This window comes from Geodermatophilus sp. SYSU D00758 (genome assembly GCF_054049955.1).
On record NZ_JBJGYK010000010.1, the window covers coordinates 44,874 to 61,941 of the forward strand.

General features: G+C 75.6%; 19 protein-coding genes. 9 read left to right on the top strand and 10 right to left on the bottom strand.

The window, feature by feature from the left end; translation table 11 throughout:
* Positions 1-15 precede the first annotated feature (15 nt).
* Positions 16-414 (top strand): STAS domain-containing protein, encoded by a 399-nt coding sequence (locus ACI8AC_RS09360; protein ID WP_456897403.1) that lies wholly within the window; start codon positions 16-18, stop codon positions 412-414.
* A 102-nt stretch (positions 415-516) separates the two neighbouring features.
* On the opposite strand, the gene ACI8AC_RS09365 is transcribed toward ACI8AC_RS09360, so the two are convergent.
* Complete coding sequence (locus ACI8AC_RS09365; protein ID WP_456897405.1) at positions 517-1,521, bottom strand: DNA topoisomerase IB; 1,005 nt, start codon at positions 1,519-1,521, stop codon at positions 517-519.
* Positions 1,522-1,580: 59 nt separating this feature from the next.
* Positions 1,581-3,407, bottom strand: coding sequence for a SpoIIE family protein phosphatase (locus ACI8AC_RS09370; protein ID WP_456897407.1), 1,827 nt, complete (start codon positions 3,405-3,407; stop codon positions 1,581-1,583).
* A gap of 211 nt (positions 3,408-3,618) precedes the next feature.
* Between ACI8AC_RS09370 and ACI8AC_RS09375 the strand changes: the two genes are divergently transcribed.
* Together ACI8AC_RS09375 and ACI8AC_RS09380 are read left to right on the top strand one after the other, a co-directional pair.
* Positions 3,619-4,116, top strand: a complete 498-nt coding sequence (locus ACI8AC_RS09375) for an ATP-binding protein (protein ID WP_456897409.1) — start codon at positions 3,619-3,621, stop codon at positions 4,114-4,116.
* Positions 4,113-5,102 (top strand): RNA polymerase sigma factor SigF, encoded by a 990-nt coding sequence (locus ACI8AC_RS09380; RefSeq protein ID WP_456897411.1) that lies wholly within the window; start codon positions 4,113-4,115, stop codon positions 5,100-5,102. Before ACI8AC_RS09375 ends, ACI8AC_RS09380 begins: the two co-directional genes overlap by 4 nt.
* A 142-nt stretch (positions 5,103-5,244) precedes the next feature.
* On the opposite strand, the gene ACI8AC_RS09385 is transcribed toward ACI8AC_RS09380, so the two are convergent.
* Positions 5,245-6,483: an SPFH domain-containing protein gene (locus tag ACI8AC_RS09385; RefSeq protein WP_456897413.1), complete on the bottom strand. Its 1,239-nt coding sequence runs from the start codon at positions 6,481-6,483 to the stop codon at positions 5,245-5,247.
* 49 nt (positions 6,484-6,532) lie between these two features.
* Positions 6,533-6,976 (bottom strand): NfeD family protein, encoded by a 444-nt coding sequence (locus tag ACI8AC_RS09390; RefSeq protein ID WP_456897415.1) that lies wholly within the window; start codon positions 6,974-6,976, stop codon positions 6,533-6,535.
* Between the two features lie 109 nt (positions 6,977-7,085).
* On the opposite strand from ACI8AC_RS09390, the gene ACI8AC_RS09395 reads away from it, so the two are divergent.
* Positions 7,086-7,820: a hypothetical protein gene (locus tag ACI8AC_RS09395; RefSeq protein WP_456897417.1), complete on the top strand. Its 735-nt coding sequence runs from the start codon at positions 7,086-7,088 to the stop codon at positions 7,818-7,820.
* A 61-nt stretch (positions 7,821-7,881) separates the two neighbouring features.
* On the opposite strand, the gene ACI8AC_RS09400 is transcribed toward ACI8AC_RS09395, so the two are convergent.
* Positions 7,882-8,745, bottom strand: coding sequence for a class I SAM-dependent methyltransferase (locus tag ACI8AC_RS09400; RefSeq protein WP_456897419.1), 864 nt, complete (start codon positions 8,743-8,745; stop codon positions 7,882-7,884).
* Between the two features lie 60 nt (positions 8,746-8,805).
* Between ACI8AC_RS09400 and ACI8AC_RS09405 the strand changes: the two genes are divergently transcribed.
* On the top strand, positions 8,806-9,426 hold the full coding sequence (locus ACI8AC_RS09405; protein ID WP_456897421.1) for a PadR family transcriptional regulator: 621 nt from the start codon (positions 8,806-8,808) through the stop codon (positions 9,424-9,426).
* 11 nt (positions 9,427-9,437) lie between these two features.
* Here the strand turns inward: ACI8AC_RS09405 and ACI8AC_RS09410 are convergent, their stop codons facing one another.
* The 3 genes from ACI8AC_RS09410 to fabG are packed head-to-tail and all read right to left on the bottom strand — an operon-like array spanning position 9,438 to position 12,105.
* Positions 9,438-10,559, bottom strand: coding sequence for a ferrochelatase (locus ACI8AC_RS09410; RefSeq protein WP_456897423.1), 1,122 nt, complete (start codon positions 10,557-10,559; stop codon positions 9,438-9,440).
* Positions 10,560-10,612: 53 nt separating this feature from the next.
* Complete coding sequence (gene fabI / locus ACI8AC_RS09415) at positions 10,613-11,389, bottom strand: enoyl-ACP reductase FabI (protein ID WP_456897425.1); 777 nt, start codon at positions 11,387-11,389, stop codon at positions 10,613-10,615.
* A complete protein-coding gene (gene fabG / locus ACI8AC_RS09420; protein WP_456897427.1) occupies positions 11,389-12,105 on the bottom strand; it encodes a 3-oxoacyl-ACP reductase FabG in 717 nt (238 codons plus the stop codon). Before fabG ends, fabI begins: the two co-directional genes overlap by 1 nt.
* A gap of 135 nt (positions 12,106-12,240) precedes the next feature.
* On the opposite strand from fabG, the gene ACI8AC_RS09425 reads away from it, so the two are divergent.
* On the top strand, positions 12,241-13,023 hold the full coding sequence (locus ACI8AC_RS09425; protein WP_456897429.1) for a thioesterase family protein: 783 nt from the start codon (positions 12,241-12,243) through the stop codon (positions 13,021-13,023).
* Between the two features lie 19 nt (positions 13,024-13,042).
* The gene (locus tag ACI8AC_RS09430) at positions 13,043-13,345 is read left to right on the top strand and encodes a hypothetical protein (RefSeq protein WP_456897431.1); all 303 of its coding nucleotides are present in this window, start codon (positions 13,043-13,045) and stop codon (positions 13,343-13,345) included.
* Between the two features lie 27 nt (positions 13,346-13,372).
* Here ACI8AC_RS09430 and ACI8AC_RS09435 read toward each other — a convergent pair whose 3' ends face one another.
* Complete coding sequence (locus ACI8AC_RS09435; RefSeq protein ID WP_456897433.1) at positions 13,373-14,620, bottom strand: DUF4032 domain-containing protein; 1,248 nt, start codon at positions 14,618-14,620, stop codon at positions 13,373-13,375.
* A gap of 136 nt (positions 14,621-14,756) precedes the next feature.
* On the opposite strand from ACI8AC_RS09435, the gene ACI8AC_RS09440 reads away from it, so the two are divergent.
* On the top strand, positions 14,757-15,623 hold the full coding sequence (locus tag ACI8AC_RS09440) for an alpha/beta fold hydrolase (protein ID WP_456897435.1): 867 nt from the start codon (positions 14,757-14,759) through the stop codon (positions 15,621-15,623).
* 346 nt (positions 15,624-15,969) lie between these two features.
* Here ACI8AC_RS09440 and ACI8AC_RS09445 read toward each other — a convergent pair whose 3' ends face one another.
* Positions 15,970-16,488 (bottom strand): hemerythrin domain-containing protein, encoded by a 519-nt coding sequence (locus ACI8AC_RS09445; RefSeq protein ID WP_456897437.1) that lies wholly within the window; start codon positions 16,486-16,488, stop codon positions 15,970-15,972.
* 113 nt (positions 16,489-16,601) lie between these two features.
* Here ACI8AC_RS09445 and ACI8AC_RS09450 point away from each other — a divergent pair, with 113 nt between their 5' ends.
* On the top strand, positions 16,602-16,757 hold the full coding sequence (locus ACI8AC_RS09450) for a Zn-dependent oxidoreductase (protein WP_456897439.1): 156 nt from the start codon (positions 16,602-16,604) through the stop codon (positions 16,755-16,757).
* Positions 16,758-17,068 lie beyond the last annotated feature (311 nt).

Here is a 17,068-nt window from a genome sequence, read left to right on the forward strand (position 1 = left end):
AGAGGAGCTCAGTCCGTGACCACATCCGACCTGCCAGCCGAGGGGCAGTCCGACGTGCCGGCCGAGGGCACCGACGCGCCCTTCGACGACGTGATCACGCTGTCGACCGCCACGAGCGAGGACGGCGAGGTCACGGTGACGGTCGTCGGTGAGGTGGACACGTTCACCGCGCCCGTGCTGCGGTCCTCGCTCGACACCCAGCTCGAGCAGCAGCCGAAGGCCCTGGTGATCGACCTCTCCGGGGTGCAGTTCCTGGGCTCCGCGGGTCTCGCCGTCCTGGTGGAGACGCAGAAGTCGGCCCGTTCCCGGGACGTCGACCTGCGCCTGGTCGCGACCACCCGGGCGGTCACCCGCCCGCTGGAGGTCACCGGCCTGATCGACCTGTTCACCATCGTGGACGGCAGCGCCCGCTGACCGCCCGCCCGGGCCCACCGGCCCGGGCCGAGCCGCGCGACGAGGCCCCGCTCCGGCGGGGCCTCGTCGCGTCGCGCGTCAGGCGCTCGGTCGCGTCGCGCGTCAGGCGCTGAGCAGGGCGCAGACCGCCGCCTCGACGACCCGCTGCGCCTCCCGGTCGTCGTCCGCCCCCGCTGCCTCGGTCAGCGCGTCGGCGACCGTCTCGCCGTTCTCGTACCGGTCGACCACGCGCGGGTCGACGTAGCTGGCCTTGCAGACCGCGGGCGTGTTCCCCAGTTGCTCGGCCACCTCCCGGTAGGCGGCGGCGACCGTGCGCTTGCGCGCGGTCCGGCTCCGCTGGGGCGGCGCCTCGGCCAGCCGCGCCGCCATCAGCACCGTGGCGTTCCACGTGCGGAAGTCCTTGGCGGTGATCTCGGCGCCGCTGACCTCCTTGAGGTAGGCGTTGATCTCGTCGCTGGTGACGTCGCGCCACCCGTCCGGGGTCTCGTAGGCCAGGAGCTCCTCACCGGTGTCGTCCGGCCGCTCGAGCAGGTGCCGGACGACGGTGGCCGTGGGCCGGTCGACGATCTCCACCTCCCGCTCGATGCCCCCCTTGGCCGTGTAGCGGAAGAACGTCTTCTCCCCGCGGACGGTGACGTGCTCCCGCCGCAGGGTGGCCAACCCGTAGGTGCCGTTCTCCTCGGCGTACTCCTCGCTGCCGATGCGGAAGGTGCCGAGGTCCAGCAGCCGCAGGGCGCAGGCGAGCACGCGGTCCCGGTTCAGCCCCCGGGTGCGCAGCGCCGCCGCGATGGAGTCGCGGACGTCGGGCAGCTGGTGGGCGATCTCCAGCACCCGCTCGTGCTTCTCGGCGTCCCGCTTGGCCCGCCAGGCGTCGTGGTAGCGGTACTGGCGGCGGCCCGCGGCGTCCAGCCCGGTCGCCTGGATGTGCCCGTTGGGCCAGGGGCAGATCCACACGTCGCGCCAGGCCGGTGGGATCGCCAGGGCCCGCAGCCGGTCGAGCCGGTCGTCCTTGATGAGCGCACCGGTCTCGTCGTAGTAGGCGAACCCGCGCCCGGCCTTCCGGCGGCGCCACCCGGGGCCGTGCACGTCGCTGCGCCGCAGTCTCACGGGCGGTGGATGCGCAGCGCGGGCCCCGGTCAAACGGGGCGGCGGCGCGCCCACCCCTTTCAGCGCAGCTCGACCAGCCCGCCGAGGCCGCTGATGAGGAGCACGTGGCGGGTGACCCCGCCCTCGGGGGCGTGCACGACCAGGCGCCAGCCCTCGCCGGAGGCGATCCGCGCCATGGCGAGGACGACGCGCACGGCCCCGCTGCTGAAGAGCGTGACCCCGGCCAGGTCCAGCTCGACCTCACCGGTGCCGCCGTGGCTGGCCTCCAGCAGCCGGATCCGCAGCTGCTCGGCGCTGACCACGTCGACCTCGCCGGTGACCCGCACCACCGGGCGGTTGGCGGAGCGGTCGACGACCACCTCGGCCCCGGCCGGTCCGCCGTGGCGCTCCTCGGGCTGCTCGGGCCCGTGCCGCAGCCGCATGTTGAGCGTGACCGTGGTGCCGTGCTCCCCCTGCAGGACCACCCCGTCGACCAGCTGCCGCATGATGAGCAGGCCCCGGCCCCTGTCCCCCGGGTCGCGGTCCGGGGGCTTCCACCGGCCCTCGTCCCGGACCGTCACGGTCAGCAGCCCGTCGACGTCGACGGCCGCGGTGACCAGCATCCGGCCGGGCTCGGTGCCGCGGTAGGCGTGCTCGACGGCGTTGGCGCAGGCCTCCCCGACGGCGACCATGACCCCGACCCGGTCCTGCTCCCCCATGCCCAGCCCGGCCAGCCACGCGCTCAGGTGCCGCCGCACCCGCGGCAGCGAGGCGGGCACCGCGGTCAGCTCCAGCGTGAACGGCCGCAGCCGGTCGGCCGGCCGGTGGGCCACGAGGACGGCGACGTCGTCGGGCTGCTCCGAGGACAGCAGCTCCTCGGCCACGGCGGCGGCCAGGCCCGCCGGCCCGTCCCCCTGGAGCGCGCCGGCCCGGCCGACCACCTCGCGTGCGGCCTCGGCCAGCCGGGCCATGCTGTCGGCCGGGTGCGGGCCCGCGGTGGCCAGCGCGCCGTCGGAGTAGAGCACCAGCGTCGCGCCGGGCTCGAGCACGGCGGTGGAGACGACCGTGGGGACACCGGGCACGCTGCCCAGCGGGGGTCGGGCCACCAGCGGCAGCGGGACGCTGCGGCCGTCGGCGTGCACGACCAGCGGCGTCGGGTGCCCGGCGGCGGCGTACACCAGCCGCCCGGTGCCGGCCTCGAGCAGCCCGTAGAAGACCGAGGCCCCCTCGACGTCCTCCATCTGCGCGGCGAAGGCGTCGAGGGCGCCGATCACCGCCGCGGGGGTCGGGTCGCGCAGCGCCGCCGAGCGCATGGCGCCCCGCAGCCGGCTCATCGCCCCCACCGCCGGGACGCCGGAGCCGACCGCGTCCCCCACGACCACCCCGACCCGCCCGGACCCGAGCGGCACGGCGTCGTACCAGTCGCCGCCGGCCGCCCGCACCGACGAGGCGCGGTGGTAGCTGCCGGAGAGCCGCAGGTCCGGCAGCAGCGGGAGGGAGGGCGGCAGCAGGGACAGCTGGACCTGGTCGACGAGGTCCGGCGGCGCCCCGCCCGGGTCGTCGTCCTCGAGCAGCACCAGGACGCCCGGGGAGCCGGCCACCCGGACCGGCTGGAGGACCGCGGTCCCGGTCCCGCCGCCCACCGCCCCGGCCACGGTCTCGGGGTGGCCGGTCCGCAGCACGGCCTGGGCCAGCTCGGCCACCGGTCGGCCGTCGACGGAGGGCAGCGCGTCGCCGATGGGGCCGCGCTCGCGGGCCCGGGCGTTGGCCCACACCGGCTCGAGGCCGGGGCCGCTCAGGACGAAGACGGCAGCGGGCGCGGACTCGAGAGCCGCGACCAACGCGTGGGGGCCCTCGTCCGCGTCGGGACGGGGCCCGGGCGGCCCGTCGTCGTGGCTGGCGTTCATCTGCGAACAGGGAACAACAGGGCCCCGGGCCCGGCAACCGGGCGGTTCGGCCCGTTTCGCCGCCCGCAGCGCGGGTATCCCACCTCCTCGGTGCGCCGCTGGCGGCGCCGACGCCACCGGCCGGTAGCGGCGGTGGGGCAGGATGGGCACGGGAGCACGCGACCGGAGGACCGGCGCGGCCACGAGGACGAGCACGAGGAGCGGACGACGGATGGTGGACTCGAGGGGTGCCCTCACGCACGACGGGCGGCGCGCCGAACGGCTGGAGCTCCGGGTGCCCACCACCGCGTCCCAGCTGCCCGCGGTACGGGCCATGGCCGGTGACCTCGCCATCCGCATGGACTACGACCTCGACGCGGTGGAGGACCTCCGGCTGGCCGTCGACGAGGCCTGCGCCACCCTGGCCGCGCTCGTCGACGGCGACGCGCGGCTGACCGTCGTCTTCGAGTCCAGCCGCTCGGGGCTGCACATCGAGGCCTGGGTGCCGACCGCCGAGGGCACCGAGGTGCCCAAGGACGGCTTCGGCTGGACGGTGCTGCAGACGCTGGTGGACAACGTCGACGGCAGCCGCGCCACCCAGGCCACGGTCCCGGGCGGGGACGGGAGCGAGGGCCCGGTCGCGCTCATCTCCCTGGACAAGTACCTGCCGGGCCAGCACCCCGACCGTGCGGCCGGCAGCCCCGGCCACGACGTCACGGTCGCGCGGTGACCCGGGCGACCGCCCGGGACCACCGCTCCGTGGAGGAGGACACCCTGCGCGACGACCAGTCCCCGACCGACCCGCGGGGGACGCAGGAAGCGGTGGCGGCCGAGGACGGACCCGTCGTCCCCGACCCCCGGTCCGAGCCGGCCGCGGCCGAGGAGCCGCGTGCCGAGGAGCCCGGCGCGGAGTCGGGCGCCGAGGAGTCCGGGGCCGACCCGGCACCGGTCTCGGACAACCGCCGCCGCGCCGAGCGGACCGCGCCGCTGTTCGCCGAGCTGGCCACCCTCGACAAGGACGACCCGCGCCGCGAGCGGGTGCGCGAGCAGCTGGTCGAGGAGCACCTGCCGCTCGTGCGGCACTTCGCGCGCCGCTTCAGCAACCGCGGCGAGCCGTTCGACGACCTCCTCCAGGTCGGCACCCTCGGCCTCATCGCCGCCATCGACCGGTTCGACCCGACGCGCGGGGTGGAGTTTCTCTCCTTCGCCGTCCCGACCATCACCGGTGAGATCAAGCGGCACTTCCGGGACCAGGGCTGGTCGGTCCGGGTCCCCCGCCGGCTGCAGGAGCTGCACCTGTCGCTCAACGCGGCGGTCGGCGAGCTGGCGCAGAAGAACGGCCGCGCCCCCACGCCGTCCGAGCTGGCCGAGCACCTCGGGATCCCGCGCGAGGACGTGCTGGAGGGCCTGGCGGTGGCCAACGCCTACCGCAGCAGCTCGCTCGACGAGCGGCTCTCCGGCGAGGACGACTCCCCCACGCTGGCGGCCACCCTCGGGGAGGAGGACGCCGCGCTGGAGGGCGTGGAGTACCGGGAGTCCCTGCAGCCGCTGCTGGCCACCATCCCCGCCCGCGAGCGGCGCATCCTCATCCTGCGGTTCTTCGGGAACATGACCCAGTCGCAGATCGCCGCGGACATCGGCATCTCGCAGATGCACGTGTCCCGGCTGCTCTCGCAGACCCTGGCCAAGCTGCGCGAGGGCCTGCTCAAGGACTGAGTGACCGGTCGGCCTCCCGGCCCCCGACCGCGGCCAGGACCCGCCGTCGCCGTGTCGATCATGGGGTTCTGGCCGGCGGACACGCCGCGGACGGCGCGGCGCGGGGCAAGAACCCCATGATCGTCGTGCACGTCGGCGGGGCTCAGCGGCCGCTGGCGTCCTGGGGCGGGCCCTCGGTGGGCACGTCGGGGGCGGCGAACCGCTCACGGACGACGGGGTCGGCGGCCGGCCCGCTCTCCCGGACGTCCTCGGTGACCTCCGACAGGGACGGCGGCGTCGGGACGGCGGGTGCGCTGTCGGCGATGCTCGACAGCTCGATCCGGGCCTCGGGCTGGTCGGCCGCACGGGGCAGCGACGACTCGAACCAGCCGCTGGTGTCCATCTCCGCGGTCGGGCGCGCGGCGCCGTTCGACGAGGGGTCGACGTCCATCCACGAGCCGCCGTCGCCGTCGGCCCCGCCGAGCTTCGCCAGGCCCTCGAGGGCCTTGCTGAACTCGCTGGGCACGATCCACATCTTGTTCGCGTCGCCCTGGGCGATCTGCGGCAGCGTCTGCAGGTACTGGTAGGCCAGCAGCCCCTGGTCGGGCTTGCCGTCGTGGATGGCCTGGAACACCGTCTCGATCGACTTCGCCTGTCCCTGGGCCTGCAGGAACAGCGCCGCCCGCTCGCCCTCGGCCCGCAGGATGCGGCTCTGCCGGTCGGCCTCGGCCTCGAGGATCGCCGACTGCTTGCGGCCCTCGGCGGAGAGGATCGCCGAGGCCTTCTCGCCCTCGGCGGTGGTGATCGCCGACTGCCGGGCGCCCTCCGCCTGCAGGATCATGGCCCGCTTGTCGCGGTCGGCCCGCATCTGCTTCTCCATCGAGTCCTGGATGGAGTGCGGCGGGTCGATGGCCTTGATCTCCACGCGGGCCACGCGCAGGCCCCACGGCCCGGTGGTCCCGTCGAGCACCTCGCGCAGCTGGCTGTTGATGCCGTCGCGGCCGGTGAGGGCTCCCTCGAGGTTCAGCCCGCCGACGACGTTGCGCAGCGTCGTGGTGGTGAGCTGCTCCATGCCGGTGATGTAGTTGGCGATGCCGTACGTGGCCAGCCGAGGGTCGGTGACCTGGAAGTAGACGACGGTGTCGATGCCGACCTGCAGGTTGTCGGCGGTGATCACCGGCTGGGGCGGGAAGGACACCACCTGCTCGCGCAGGTCGATCGTGGCCCGCACCCGGTCGATGAACGGCACCAGGATGGACAGCCCGGGTGACAGCGTGCGGCTGTACCGGCCCAGCCGCTCGACCACCTTGGCCTGCGCCTGCGGCACGATCGTGACGCTCTTGGCCACGATCACGACCAGCAGCAGCGCCACCACGATGAGGGCGATGAGTGCGGGCTCCACGGGGTTCCCTTCGTCGGAGGAGTCGGGCCGGCGGGTCGGCGCCGGCGGTTCAGCGGAGCTCGAGCGCGTCGCCGACGACCGCGGTCGCGCCGTCGACCTGGAGGATGCGCACGGTCGCCCCGACGGGGAAGTTCTCGCCGCCGAACTGGGTGCGCGCCGTCCACTCGTCGGCGCCCAGCCGGATCCGCCCGCCGCGGTCGTCGACGGCCTGCGTCACCTGCGCCGTGCGGCCGATCAGCGCGGCCACGCCGTCGAGCTGCTCGGGGGTGCGCTCGACCAGGTGCCGCTTGGCCACCGGCCGGACCAGCACCAGCAGCAGCGCCGAGACCACGATGAACCCGACCAGCTGCAGGACGACGGGGCCGCCCAGCAGGGCGACGGCCAGCCCGCCCGCGGCTCCCCCGGCGAACATCAGCAGGACGAAGTCCCCGCTCGCCATCTCCCCCGCGGCGAACAGGCCGGAGGCGATCAGCCACAGCAGCCAGGCGTCCACGCCCCCACTCTCCCATCCCGGGGCGCGCCGGTGATCGATCCGGCCGGTGGCGTCACCACACGGGGGCACGGCGGCACGGGGCCGGGCGGCCCCGCCTAGCCTCGACCGGGTGCACGACTTCCCCGCCGGCCGGTTCGCGGCCTGGGCGACCGCCTGGCTCGCCGGCCGCACCTCCTACGACCAGGCGCTCGACGCCGTCGGCGCCGACACCGCGCACCGGGTGACCGGCCTGCCCGGCAGCACCGGCGCGGTGCCCCTGGGCGCGGCCCTGACCGCCCTGCGCGGGCTCGGCGAGCACCGGTTCCGCCTCGTGCTGCCCGTGCCCGGCGACGTCCGCGGGCTGCCGCGGGTCCCCGGCCTGGCCGAGCTGGCCCTGGCGGCCGGTCAGGCGGCGGTCGGCACCCGGCTGGCCGTCGTCCCGGAGGCGGTCGGGCCGGAGGTGCTGCAGTGGACGGTGCTGCCGCTGGACGGCGCACCGCCCGCGCCGCCCCCGGTCGAGGGGACGCTCCGGGCGGCGTCCGGCGCGCTGGACCTGGCGGTCGGCGACGCGACGCGGACCCTCGCATCCCTGGACCTGGCCCGGTGGCACCCCGAGGTGCCGGCGCTGCTGGCCGGGATGGGCTCGATCGGCGGCGACCAGCTACCGCAGGACGCCGATCCCCTGGCCCGCTCGCTGCTGGCCAGGGCCCGGCGGCTGGGCGCCGTGCTGGACCTCGCGCTGGCCGACGCGCCCGGTGGTGCGGTCACCCACCGGCAGGCCGCGGCCCGGGACGAGGCGCTGCGCCCCCTGGCCGACGCCGTCCGCGAGGCGGTGACCGCGGCCTACAACGCCGTGCCGCGGTGACCTCACCCGCCCTCGGGCAGCCGGGGCCGGCGCCCGGCCGCGGTGGACACCCGGAGGAGGATCACGGCGCCGGTCGGCGCGCGGTGACCAGCCAGGTGGCCGACCCGAACTCGACGCCGGCCGCGGTGACGTGGGCCGCCGCGGACCGGTGCAGGACCTCGACGGCCCGTGCCCGCCCGGCCGCGTCGAGTCCCTCCAGCATCCAGCCCGCGACGCCGCGGACGAAGGCTGTGGCGTCGTCCGGGTCGCTGCCGAACCACATCGGTTCGGCAGCCGGCTCGAGCTCCACGTCGGTGAACCCGGCCGCCGTCAGGACCGCACGGGCACGATCCGGCGCGGCGAAGGCGAACGGGCCCGGGGCGCCCGGCGGTGGCACCGGGAGCGGCCGGCCGGCGGCGAAGGCCGCGGTGATCTCCGCGAACCACTCGTTGGCCGCCGGCGCCTGCCACACGAGCAGGGCCAGCCGCCCGCCGGGAGCCACGGCCCGGCCGATGTTGCCGAAGGCCGCGACCGGGTCGGCGAAGAACGTGGCACCCGTACGGCTGAGGGCGACGTCGAACGCCGCCGCCGGGAAGGGGTGGACCTGCGCGTCGGCCTGCTCGAACCGCACCGTGGTCAGACCCTCCTCCTGGGCGGAGCGCCGGGCGATCTCGAGCATGGGGCCGGAGAGGTCGACACCGAGGGCCGAGCCCGCGGGCGCCCGGCGGGCGGCCTCGCGGGTGATCCGCCCGGTGCCGCAGCCGATGTCGAGGACGACGTCGGCGCCGCCCCGGACGGCGGCGGTGAGGAGCCGCTCGTCGTAGCGCGCGACGGCGCGGTCCAGTCGGTCGGCGTGCTCGGCCCAGAAGGTCCCCTCGCCGCCGTTCCACGCGCGGAACTGCTCGGCGTTCGACGGGTCGACCCGGATGGCGGAGGTGATGTCCACGGGACACCGTCCTTCTACAGTCCCTTTGGGATCACACCGGCTTACTCCCAAGGGGACGACATGTCAAGGCCTGCTCTGACCACGACGTCGTACGCCATCCTGGGGCTGCTCGCCGTCCAGCCGTGGAGCACCTACGAGCTGACCCGGCAGATGGACCGGTCGCTCGGGCGCATCTGGCCGCGAGCGCAGAGCAAGCTCTACGAGGAGCCGAAGAAGCTGGTCGAGCGGGGCCTCGCCGCGGCCCGGACGGAGCGCGTCGGCCGGCGACCGCGCACGGTGTACGAGATCACCCCGGAGGGTCGGGCCGCGCTGGCCGCATGGCTGGCGGTGCCCGGGGACGGGCCGGTCCTGGAGTTCGAGCAGCTGCTGAAGGTGTGGTTCGCCGAGCACGGCACCCGGCGCGACGCGCTGGAGAACATCGCCGCCGCCCGGCGCTGGGCCGCCGAGCGCAACGAGGACAACCTCCGGGCCGCGCGCGCCTACCTCGCCGGCGAGGGCCCCTTCCAGACGCGGGCGGCGCAGACCATGCTGGCCGGCGCATTCCTGACCGACTTCTACGCCCTCGTCGCGCGGTGGGCCGACTGGGCCACCGCCGTCGTCGAGCAGTGGCCCGACGAACCGGCGCACGCCGTGCCGGACCCGGCTGCCTTCGCCGACATCGTCCGCCGGGCGGAGTGGTGACCCGGCCTCGGTCAGGACGGGCGGGTGGGCCGCGCCACGTGGCAGCAGGCGGCCGGGCAGTTGGTGCCCAGCCGGGGCGGGCCGCCGGCCCGGCGCTCCCGGAGCAGCTCGACCAGCGAGCGCACGAAGGCCGGGTGGGTGCCGGCGGTCGCCGCCCGGACGAGGGCCAGGCCCAGCTCCTCGGCGGTCTCGCGGGCCTCGTTGTCGAGGTCCCAGATCACCTCGAGGTGGTCGCTGACGAACCCGACCGGGAAGAGCACCACCGCCTTCTCGCCGTTCTCGGCCAGCGCCCGCAGGTGGTCGTTGACGTCCGGCTCGAGCCACGGCACCGACGGCGGCCCGCTGCGGCTCTGCCACACCAGGTCGAACTCCCGGCCCGGCGCGACGGCGTCCACGACCGCGCGGGCGGCGGCCAGGAGCTCGGCCTCGTAGGCGTGGCCCTCCGGCCCGGCGACGGCGGCCATCGCGATGGGGATGCTGTGCGCCGTGGCGACCAGCCGGGCGGTGTCCCGCGCGTCCGCCGGCAGCGAGGCCAGGGCGGCGGCGAGGGCGTCGGCGTTGGCGCGCACGAAGCCGTCCGCGTCGAAGTAGTGCGGCAGCTTCTCGGCGGTCGGCCCGCCGTCGGTGACCGCGCGGGCCCGGGCCACGTCCTCGTGGTACTGCCGGCAGCCCGAGTAGGAGGCGTAGGCGGACGTGGCCAGCACGTACACGTGCTCGATGCCGTCGTCGGCCATCCGCCGCCAGGTGTCCTCGACGTAGGGGTCCCAGTTCCGGTTGCCCCAGTAGACCGGCAGGTCGATCCCGGCGGCGGCGAGGTCGGCCTCGATCGCGGCGATGAGGGCCTTGTTCTGGTCGTTGATCGGGCTGACGCCGCCGAAGTGGTGGTAGTGCTCGGCCACGTCGAGCAGCCGCTCCCGGGGGACGCCGCGGCCGGCGGTGACGTTCTCGAGGAACGGCATGACGTCGTCGTGGCCCTCGGGCCCGCCGAAGGAGAGCAGCAGCAGCGCGTCCCTCCGGCCGGGGGGTGCCGGTTCGGTCGACGGCGGGACGCCGCCGTTGTTGCGGGCCGCGAGCGAGGGCTCCTCGTCGGGTCGCTGGCCGGGGTGGAGATCGACACCGGTCGCCTTGGGCACGTCTGTCCTTCTGCGGGATCGCGCGGGTGGATGCGGTCGGGGGTGGTGGCGCGTCACACACCCACCGCGTGGAAGCCCCCGTCCACGTGCACGATCTCGCCGGTGGTGGCCGGGAACCAGTCCGAGAGCAGGGCGACCACCGCCTTGCCCGCGGGTTCGGTGTCGGTGACCGACCAGCCCAGCGGCGCGCGGCCCTGCCAGGCGTCCTCGAACTGCTTGCTGCCGGGGATCGACTTCATCGCCATGCTGCGCAGCGGGCCGGCGGCGACGATGTTCGACCGCACGCCCTCGGGGCCGAGCTCGCGCGCCACGTAGCGGCTGACCGACTCCAGCGCCGCCTTGGCCGCGCCCATCCAGCCGTAGACCGGCCAGGCGACGGAGGCGTCGAAGGTGAGCCCGACGACCGAGGACGGGTTGGCCAGCAGCGGCCGGCAGGCCTGGGCGAGCGAGGCGTAGGACCACGACGACACCTGGAACGCCGTCGCCGCGTGCTCCCAGGCGACCTCGGGGAACCCCTCCCCCATCGCCTCCTGCGGGGCGAAGCCGATCGAGTGGACGACGCCGTCGAGGGTGTCGCCGACGTGCTGGCGCAGCCGGTCGGCCAGGGTCGACAGGTGCTCGGCGTCCGTCACGTCGAGCTCGACCACCGGGGCCTCCCGCGGCAGCCGCTTGGCGATCCGCTGGCACAGCGACAGGGCCCGGCCGAAGTTGGACAGGACGACGGTGGCGCCCTGCTCCTGGGCGATGCGCGCGGTCGCGTACGCGATCGACGCCTCGGTGAGGACGCCGGTGACCAGGACCTTCTTGCCCTCGAGGATGCCGCCGCTCATCAGTGCCCCATTCCCAGTCCGCCGTCGACCGGGACGACCGCCCCGGTGATGTAGCCGGCCGCGTCGCTCGCGAGGAAGCGCACGACGCCGGCGATCTCCTCCGCCGAGGCGTACCTGCCCAGCGGGACCTGCCCGAGGATCTCCAGCTGCCGCTGCTCCGGCAGCGCCGCGGTCATGTCGGTCGCCACGAAGCCGGGCGCCACCACGTTGGCGGTGATGCCGCGGCTGCCCAGCTCCCGGGCGATGGAACGGGCCAGGCCGACCAGCCCGGCCTTGCTGGCTGCGTAGTTGGTCTGCCCGGCCGAGCCGAGCAGCCCCACGACGGAGGAGACGAACACGATCCGCCCGGAGCGAGCGCGCACCATCCTGGCCGCGGCCCGCTTGCTCACCCGGTAGGCCGCGGTGAGGTTGGCGTCGAGGACGTCGGTGAAGTCCTCCTCCTTCATGCGCATCAGCAGCCCGTCGCGGGTGATGCCGGCGTTGCTGACGAGGACCTGGACCGGGCCCTGCCGCTCCTCGACCTCGGTGAAGGCGCGGTCGACCGCCGCGGCGTCGGTGACGTCGCACTGCACGCCGAACAGCCCCTCCGGGGCGCCGCTGCCGCGGTGGGTCACCGCCACCGAGTCGCCCTGCTCGGCGAACGCCCGGGCGATGGCCAGCCCGATCCCCCGGTTCCCGCCGGTCACCAGCACCGATCTGCCGCCGCTCGAACCCACCGCGCCACTCCCTCGCCGACCGTCGTGTGGTCGCTGACGAACCTAGCCGCTGGTGCCGGATCACACCGGTCGCGGGCGGGCAGGCCATGATGGCCGCCGGGACGGCGGCACCGGCCGCCGCGGAGCGGAGGACCCGTGGCCGAGATCGCCGAGGCCTTCTACCTGCCGGCCGGCGAGGGCCGGTTCACCCCCACCCGGGCGACCGAGAGCCCGTGGGACGCCGCCGCCCAGCACGGCGGTCCGCCGTCGGCCCTGCTGGTGCACTGCCTGGCGCGGGCCGCCGCGCCCGGTCAGCGGGTCACCCGGGTGACCGTCGACTTCCTCGGCCCGATCCCCCGCCGCGAGCTGACCGTCGAGGTGTCGCCGCTGCGCCCCGGCCGGCAGATCGCGCTGAGCGAGGCGCGCATGGTGGTCGACGGGCGGGCGGTGGCCACCGCCCGCGTGTGGACCATCGCCACCGGGCCGCGGCCCCCGGTGACCACGCCGTCGCCGGCCCCGCCGCCGGTCCCCGGGGGAGCCTCCGCCGCCGTGCTGCCCCACCCCTCCGACTGGGGCTACGGGCAGGCGCTGGAGTGGCGCTACACGGCCGGCTCCCCGCACCGACCCGGCCCCGCCGACGTGTGGACCCGCGTGCGCGTCCCGCTCGTGGCCGGCGAGCCCCTCACCCCGCTGGCGCGGGTGCTGGTCGCCGCCGACGCCGCCAACGGCGTCTCCGCGGAACTGCCGATCGACACCTGGCTGTCCATCCCGCCGGGGATGACCACGACGGTCCTGCGCGAGCCGGTCGGCGAGTGGGTGCACCTGTCCTGCCGCACGGAGCTCGCCGAGGACGGCATCGGGCTGTGCACCGGCACGCTCGCCGACCCGCGGGGGACGGTGGGTTCCGTCGTCCAGCCCCTCCTCGTCCGCGCCCGCTGACGGCGGCACACTGGGAGCCGTGCCCCCACCGTCCGCCCGCGGCGTCGTCCGCCTCCTCAACACCTCCGGCGGGGGCGTGCTGTGCCTGGCCGGCGCGGTCGACGCGGCCGCCGTCGACGACTTCGTCGTCCGGTACGGCCGCGAGCCCGCCCGGGTCGCGGCCATCGACACCGGGTCGGTCACCGCGCTGTCGGCCCCGGCGCTGGACCTCCTGCTCGACCACCTCGACGCCGCCGACCGGGCCGGACGGCCGGTGGTGGTGCGCCGCTCCCCGGTCGTCGAGCGGCTGCTGGGTCGGTCGGGCGCGCCCTCCCCGGGGTAGGCCGGGCGCCCGGTGCGGCGGCGTCGGTCAGGGCGCGGTCCGCGGGCGGGCGGTCCGCAGCAGCGCCGCCGCGACCAGGTCGCCGGTCCCCGGCGCCAGCACGCTGTCGACGTAGTCCCGGGCCGCGGCCACCGTGCCGACGTCCCGGCCCGCGGCCGCGGACAGCCGCCAGCGGTGCTCCAGCATCTCGTGGAACACCTCGGCGTCGTCCAGCCCGCTGCGCAGGGACGGGGGCACCTCGGCCAGCGCCGGCTCGTAGACCTCGGCCCGCCAGCGGAGCGCGGCCACGGCATCGGGCACGTGGCACCGCTCCTCCCGCTCCAGCCGGCTGCGGTGGCAGGCGATGTCGGCGAGCAGCCGACGGGCCTGGTTCTCCTGCACGTCGAGGCCGGTCGCGGTGAACAGCTGCCGGCGGTTGTTCCCCGGCTCGACCACCCGGGTGGTCAGCCGCAGCCGGCTGACGCCGGCCGGGTCCTCGACCACCTCCACCTCCCCGACCTCGAACCCCAGCTCCTGCAGCCTGCGGATCCTGGCCTCGATGCGCAGGCGCTGCTGGTCACGCGGCAGCACCTCCTCACCGGTGAGCTCGGCCCACAGCTGCTCGTAGCGCGCGACCAGGTCGGCGGCGGCCAGGGCCGGGTCGACGTCCGCGGCGAGGGCACCCCGCGTCCGGAGGTCGGTGAGCTCGCCGGTCACCCGCCCGTAGGCGACCTCCAGGTCGTGGTCGCGCTGCTCCTGGGAGAGCCGCTCGTGCACCTCCCCGGTCTCGGCGTCGACGAGGTAGGCGGCCAGCGTGCCGGCGTCCGAGCGGAACAGGGTGTTCGACAGCGAGCAGTCCCCCCACACCACCCCCGACAGGTGCAGCCGGACCAGCAGCTCCACCTGGGCGTCCATCACCCGGCGGGTCAGGTGCACCCCGCGCGGGTTGGCGAACAGGGAGAGGAAGGACATCGAGTGGTCGAGGAAGCGGCTGACCAGGACCGCCTCCCGGCCGGCCGGCCGGTCGACCACCACGCCGAGCACCCCCACCGCCGGCACGCCCAGCTCGTGCAGCCGCCGCAGCACCCGGTACTCGCGCCGCGCCTCGGGCTCCGGCAGCTCCTTGAGCGCGAACAGGCCGTCACCGGCGGCCACGAACCGGACGACGTGACGGGTGCGCCCGGTCTGCGGGATCTCGAGGACCCGCTCGTCGTCCCACCGCTCGAGCGGGTCGGCCCAGGGCAGGGTCAGCAGATCGGTCGCCGCCTCCGCGGGCGGGGTGAACAGGAAGCGCATCCCGGACCTCCGGTCCTCGGGTCGACCGGCCGGCGTGCCGTGTCACCGGCCCCGCCGACCTCCTTACCCCGGGATCCGGCCGCACCCACCCCCGCGTCCCGGTGCCGACCGGCCGGCGACCCGCGAGGATCGACCCGTGTTCGAGGGGTTCGTGGAGGAGCACCGCGAGGTGGCCACCGGCGTGGTGCTCCGGGTCCGGCACGGCGGCACCGGGCCGGCGGTGGTCCTCCTCCACGGGCACCCGCGGACGCACACCACCTGGCACCGCGTGGCCCCCCTGCTGGCCGCGGCGGGCGCCACTGTCGTCTGCCCCGACCTGCGCGGCTACGGCCGGTCGTCCAAGCCCCCGACCACCCCCGACCACAGCCCGTACTCCAAGCGGGCCATGGCCGGCGACGTCCTCGACCTGATGCGCCGGCTCGGTCACGAGCGCTTCGCCGTGGTCGGGCACGACCGCGGCAGCTACGTCGCCACCCGGCTCACCCTGGACCACCCCGCCGCGGTCACCGGCCTGGCGGTGCTCGACGGCGTGCCCATCGGGGAGGCGCTCGCCCGGGCCGACGCCGGCTTCGCCGCGGCCTGGTGGCACTGGTTCTTCTTCGCCCAGCCGGACAAGCCCGAGCAGGCCATCCTGCGCGATCCCGACGCCTGGTACGGGGGCGACCGCGAGCGCATGGGGGCGGGGAACCACGACGACTACCGGCGGGCGATCCACGACCCGGCGACGGTCGTCGCCATGCTCGAGGACTACCGGGCCGGCCTCGGTGTCGACCGCGCCGCGGACGACGCCGACCGGCGGGCCGGCCGGCGCATCGCCTGCCCCGTCCTCATCCTGTGGTCGACCCGGGACGACATGGAGCGGCTCTACGGCGACGTCCCGGCCGTCTGGCAGGCGTGGGCGGACGACGTCCGCGGGGCACCCGTCGAGAGCGGCCACCACATGGCCGAGGAAGCACCCGACGACCTGGCCGAGCGGCTCGTGGCCTTCCTGCGGCCGCTGTGACGGGTCCGCCGGTGGCGGCCCGCACGGCCGAGGCGATCCGGCGCTCGGCGTCGGCACCGAGGGGCGTTGACGAACCAGGCGGACCCGACGAGCGGGTCGGTCCGCGAGAAGCCCGCCTCCTCGGTCAGGCCGAAGGAGAGCAACCCGTCGTCGTTGCGGAAGAGCACCAGAACCGGACCACCGCGCGCGTAGCCGGGCCGGCCGTAGCGCAGCTTGGGCTGCAACTCGGGGACCGCCGCCCAGGTGGTCGGCCACTGGGACGCGAGATCCGCACCGGCCAGCGGTCGCCGGATCCGCGACCAGGGTCCGGCCGGACGGCCTGCCGCCTGGCGGAAGACCGGCGTGCTCAGACGGACGGATCGCCCTCCGGTACCTCGGTCGCGACCACCTCGGCCACCTCTGCGTCCTCGCCGGACAGCCCCTCGGCCTCCTCGTGCTCGTCGTGGAAGGCCAGCCAGCGCATCCCGAGGGCCTCGCGCTGCTGGTCGTCGACGGCCTCCTTGAACGGGGGGAAGAAGTCCGTCTCCTCCTCGGCCATGTGGTCGGCGTTGACCTGGCGCGCGTTGCGCACCGCCTCCCACCACGCCTCGCTGCCGACCTCGTGCTCCCCGACGGCGGCCGCGGCGTGCCGGATCTCGTTGTGGTCCTGCACGCCCTCCGCCGTCTCCTGCTCGCCGTCCGCCTCCTGGGCGAGCAGCGGGTAGAACAGCTGCTCCTCGGCGACGGCGTGGACCTCGAGCTTGGCGTGCAGGGCCTCCCAAGCGGCGGCCAGCTCCTGGCCGGACAGGTCCTCGAGCGCCGAGAACTCCCGCCGGAAGATCTCGTGCTCGGCCAGGACGAGGGTGGTGATCTCGAAGTCGGACATGCCGGACACCTACCCGTGCCGAGGGGCGGTAGACCGGCGGAGCAGGCCGGGCGCTCGCAGGGGTGGACGCCGCCGTTCACGGTCGGCCGGGCCCACGCCATGGCCTCAGCCGCATGCGAGCCGTGCAGATCACCCGCTTCGGCGGCCCCGGGGTCCTCGAGATCGTCGACCTCCCCGACCCCGTCCCCGGCGACGGCCAGCAGCTCCACGACGTCTCCTCGGCGGGCGTGAACTACGCCGCCACGCACCACCGGCTGTCCGCACACTGATGTCACCTCGACCGCGGTCGTAGTCACTCAGGAGCGCCAGCCACCGGGCGCTCCGTCGTCCTGCTGACGACCGCGACGCCCCGTTCCGGCCGCTCGTCGCAGCCCCCGGAGGGAATATGTCCGGTGCTCGGGTTCACTCGGTCCAGCACCGGGCCGCCGCTGGTGCTGCTGCACGCCCGAGGTCCTCACGTCGAGTCCGGGACCCGGTCACCCACTCATCCGCTCGGCCAACCACGCCGGCGGCCTTCCTTGGAAGGCCGCCGGCCGCACTGGGCGCCCGCCGACACCCTTCCCGACGTGCCCTGCCGACG

Excerpts from the sequence above, each read along its gene's own strand:
- ACI8AC_RS09370 (WP_456897407.1), bottom strand. The coding sequence starts at position 3,407 with ATGAACGCCAGCCACGACGACGGGCCGCCCGGGCCCCGTCCCGACGCG.
- ACI8AC_RS09375 (WP_456897409.1), top strand. The coding sequence starts at position 3,619 with ATGGTGGACTCGAGGGGTGCCCTCACGCACGACGGGCGGCGCGCCGAA.
- ACI8AC_RS09405 (WP_456897421.1), top strand. The coding sequence starts at position 8,806 with ATGTCAAGGCCTGCTCTGACCACGACGTCGTACGCCATCCTGGGGCTG.
- fabI (WP_456897425.1), bottom strand. The coding sequence starts at position 11,389 with ATGAGCGGCGGCATCCTCGAGGGCAAGAAGGTCCTGGTCACCGGCGTC.
- ACI8AC_RS09435 (WP_456897433.1), bottom strand. The coding sequence starts at position 14,620 with ATGCGCTTCCTGTTCACCCCGCCCGCGGAGGCGGCGACCGATCTGCTG.
- ACI8AC_RS09445 (WP_456897437.1), bottom strand. The coding sequence starts at position 16,488 with ATGTCCGACTTCGAGATCACCACCCTCGTCCTGGCCGAGCACGAGATC.
- ACI8AC_RS09450 (WP_456897439.1), top strand. The coding sequence starts at position 16,602 with ATGCGAGCCGTGCAGATCACCCGCTTCGGCGGCCCCGGGGTCCTCGAG.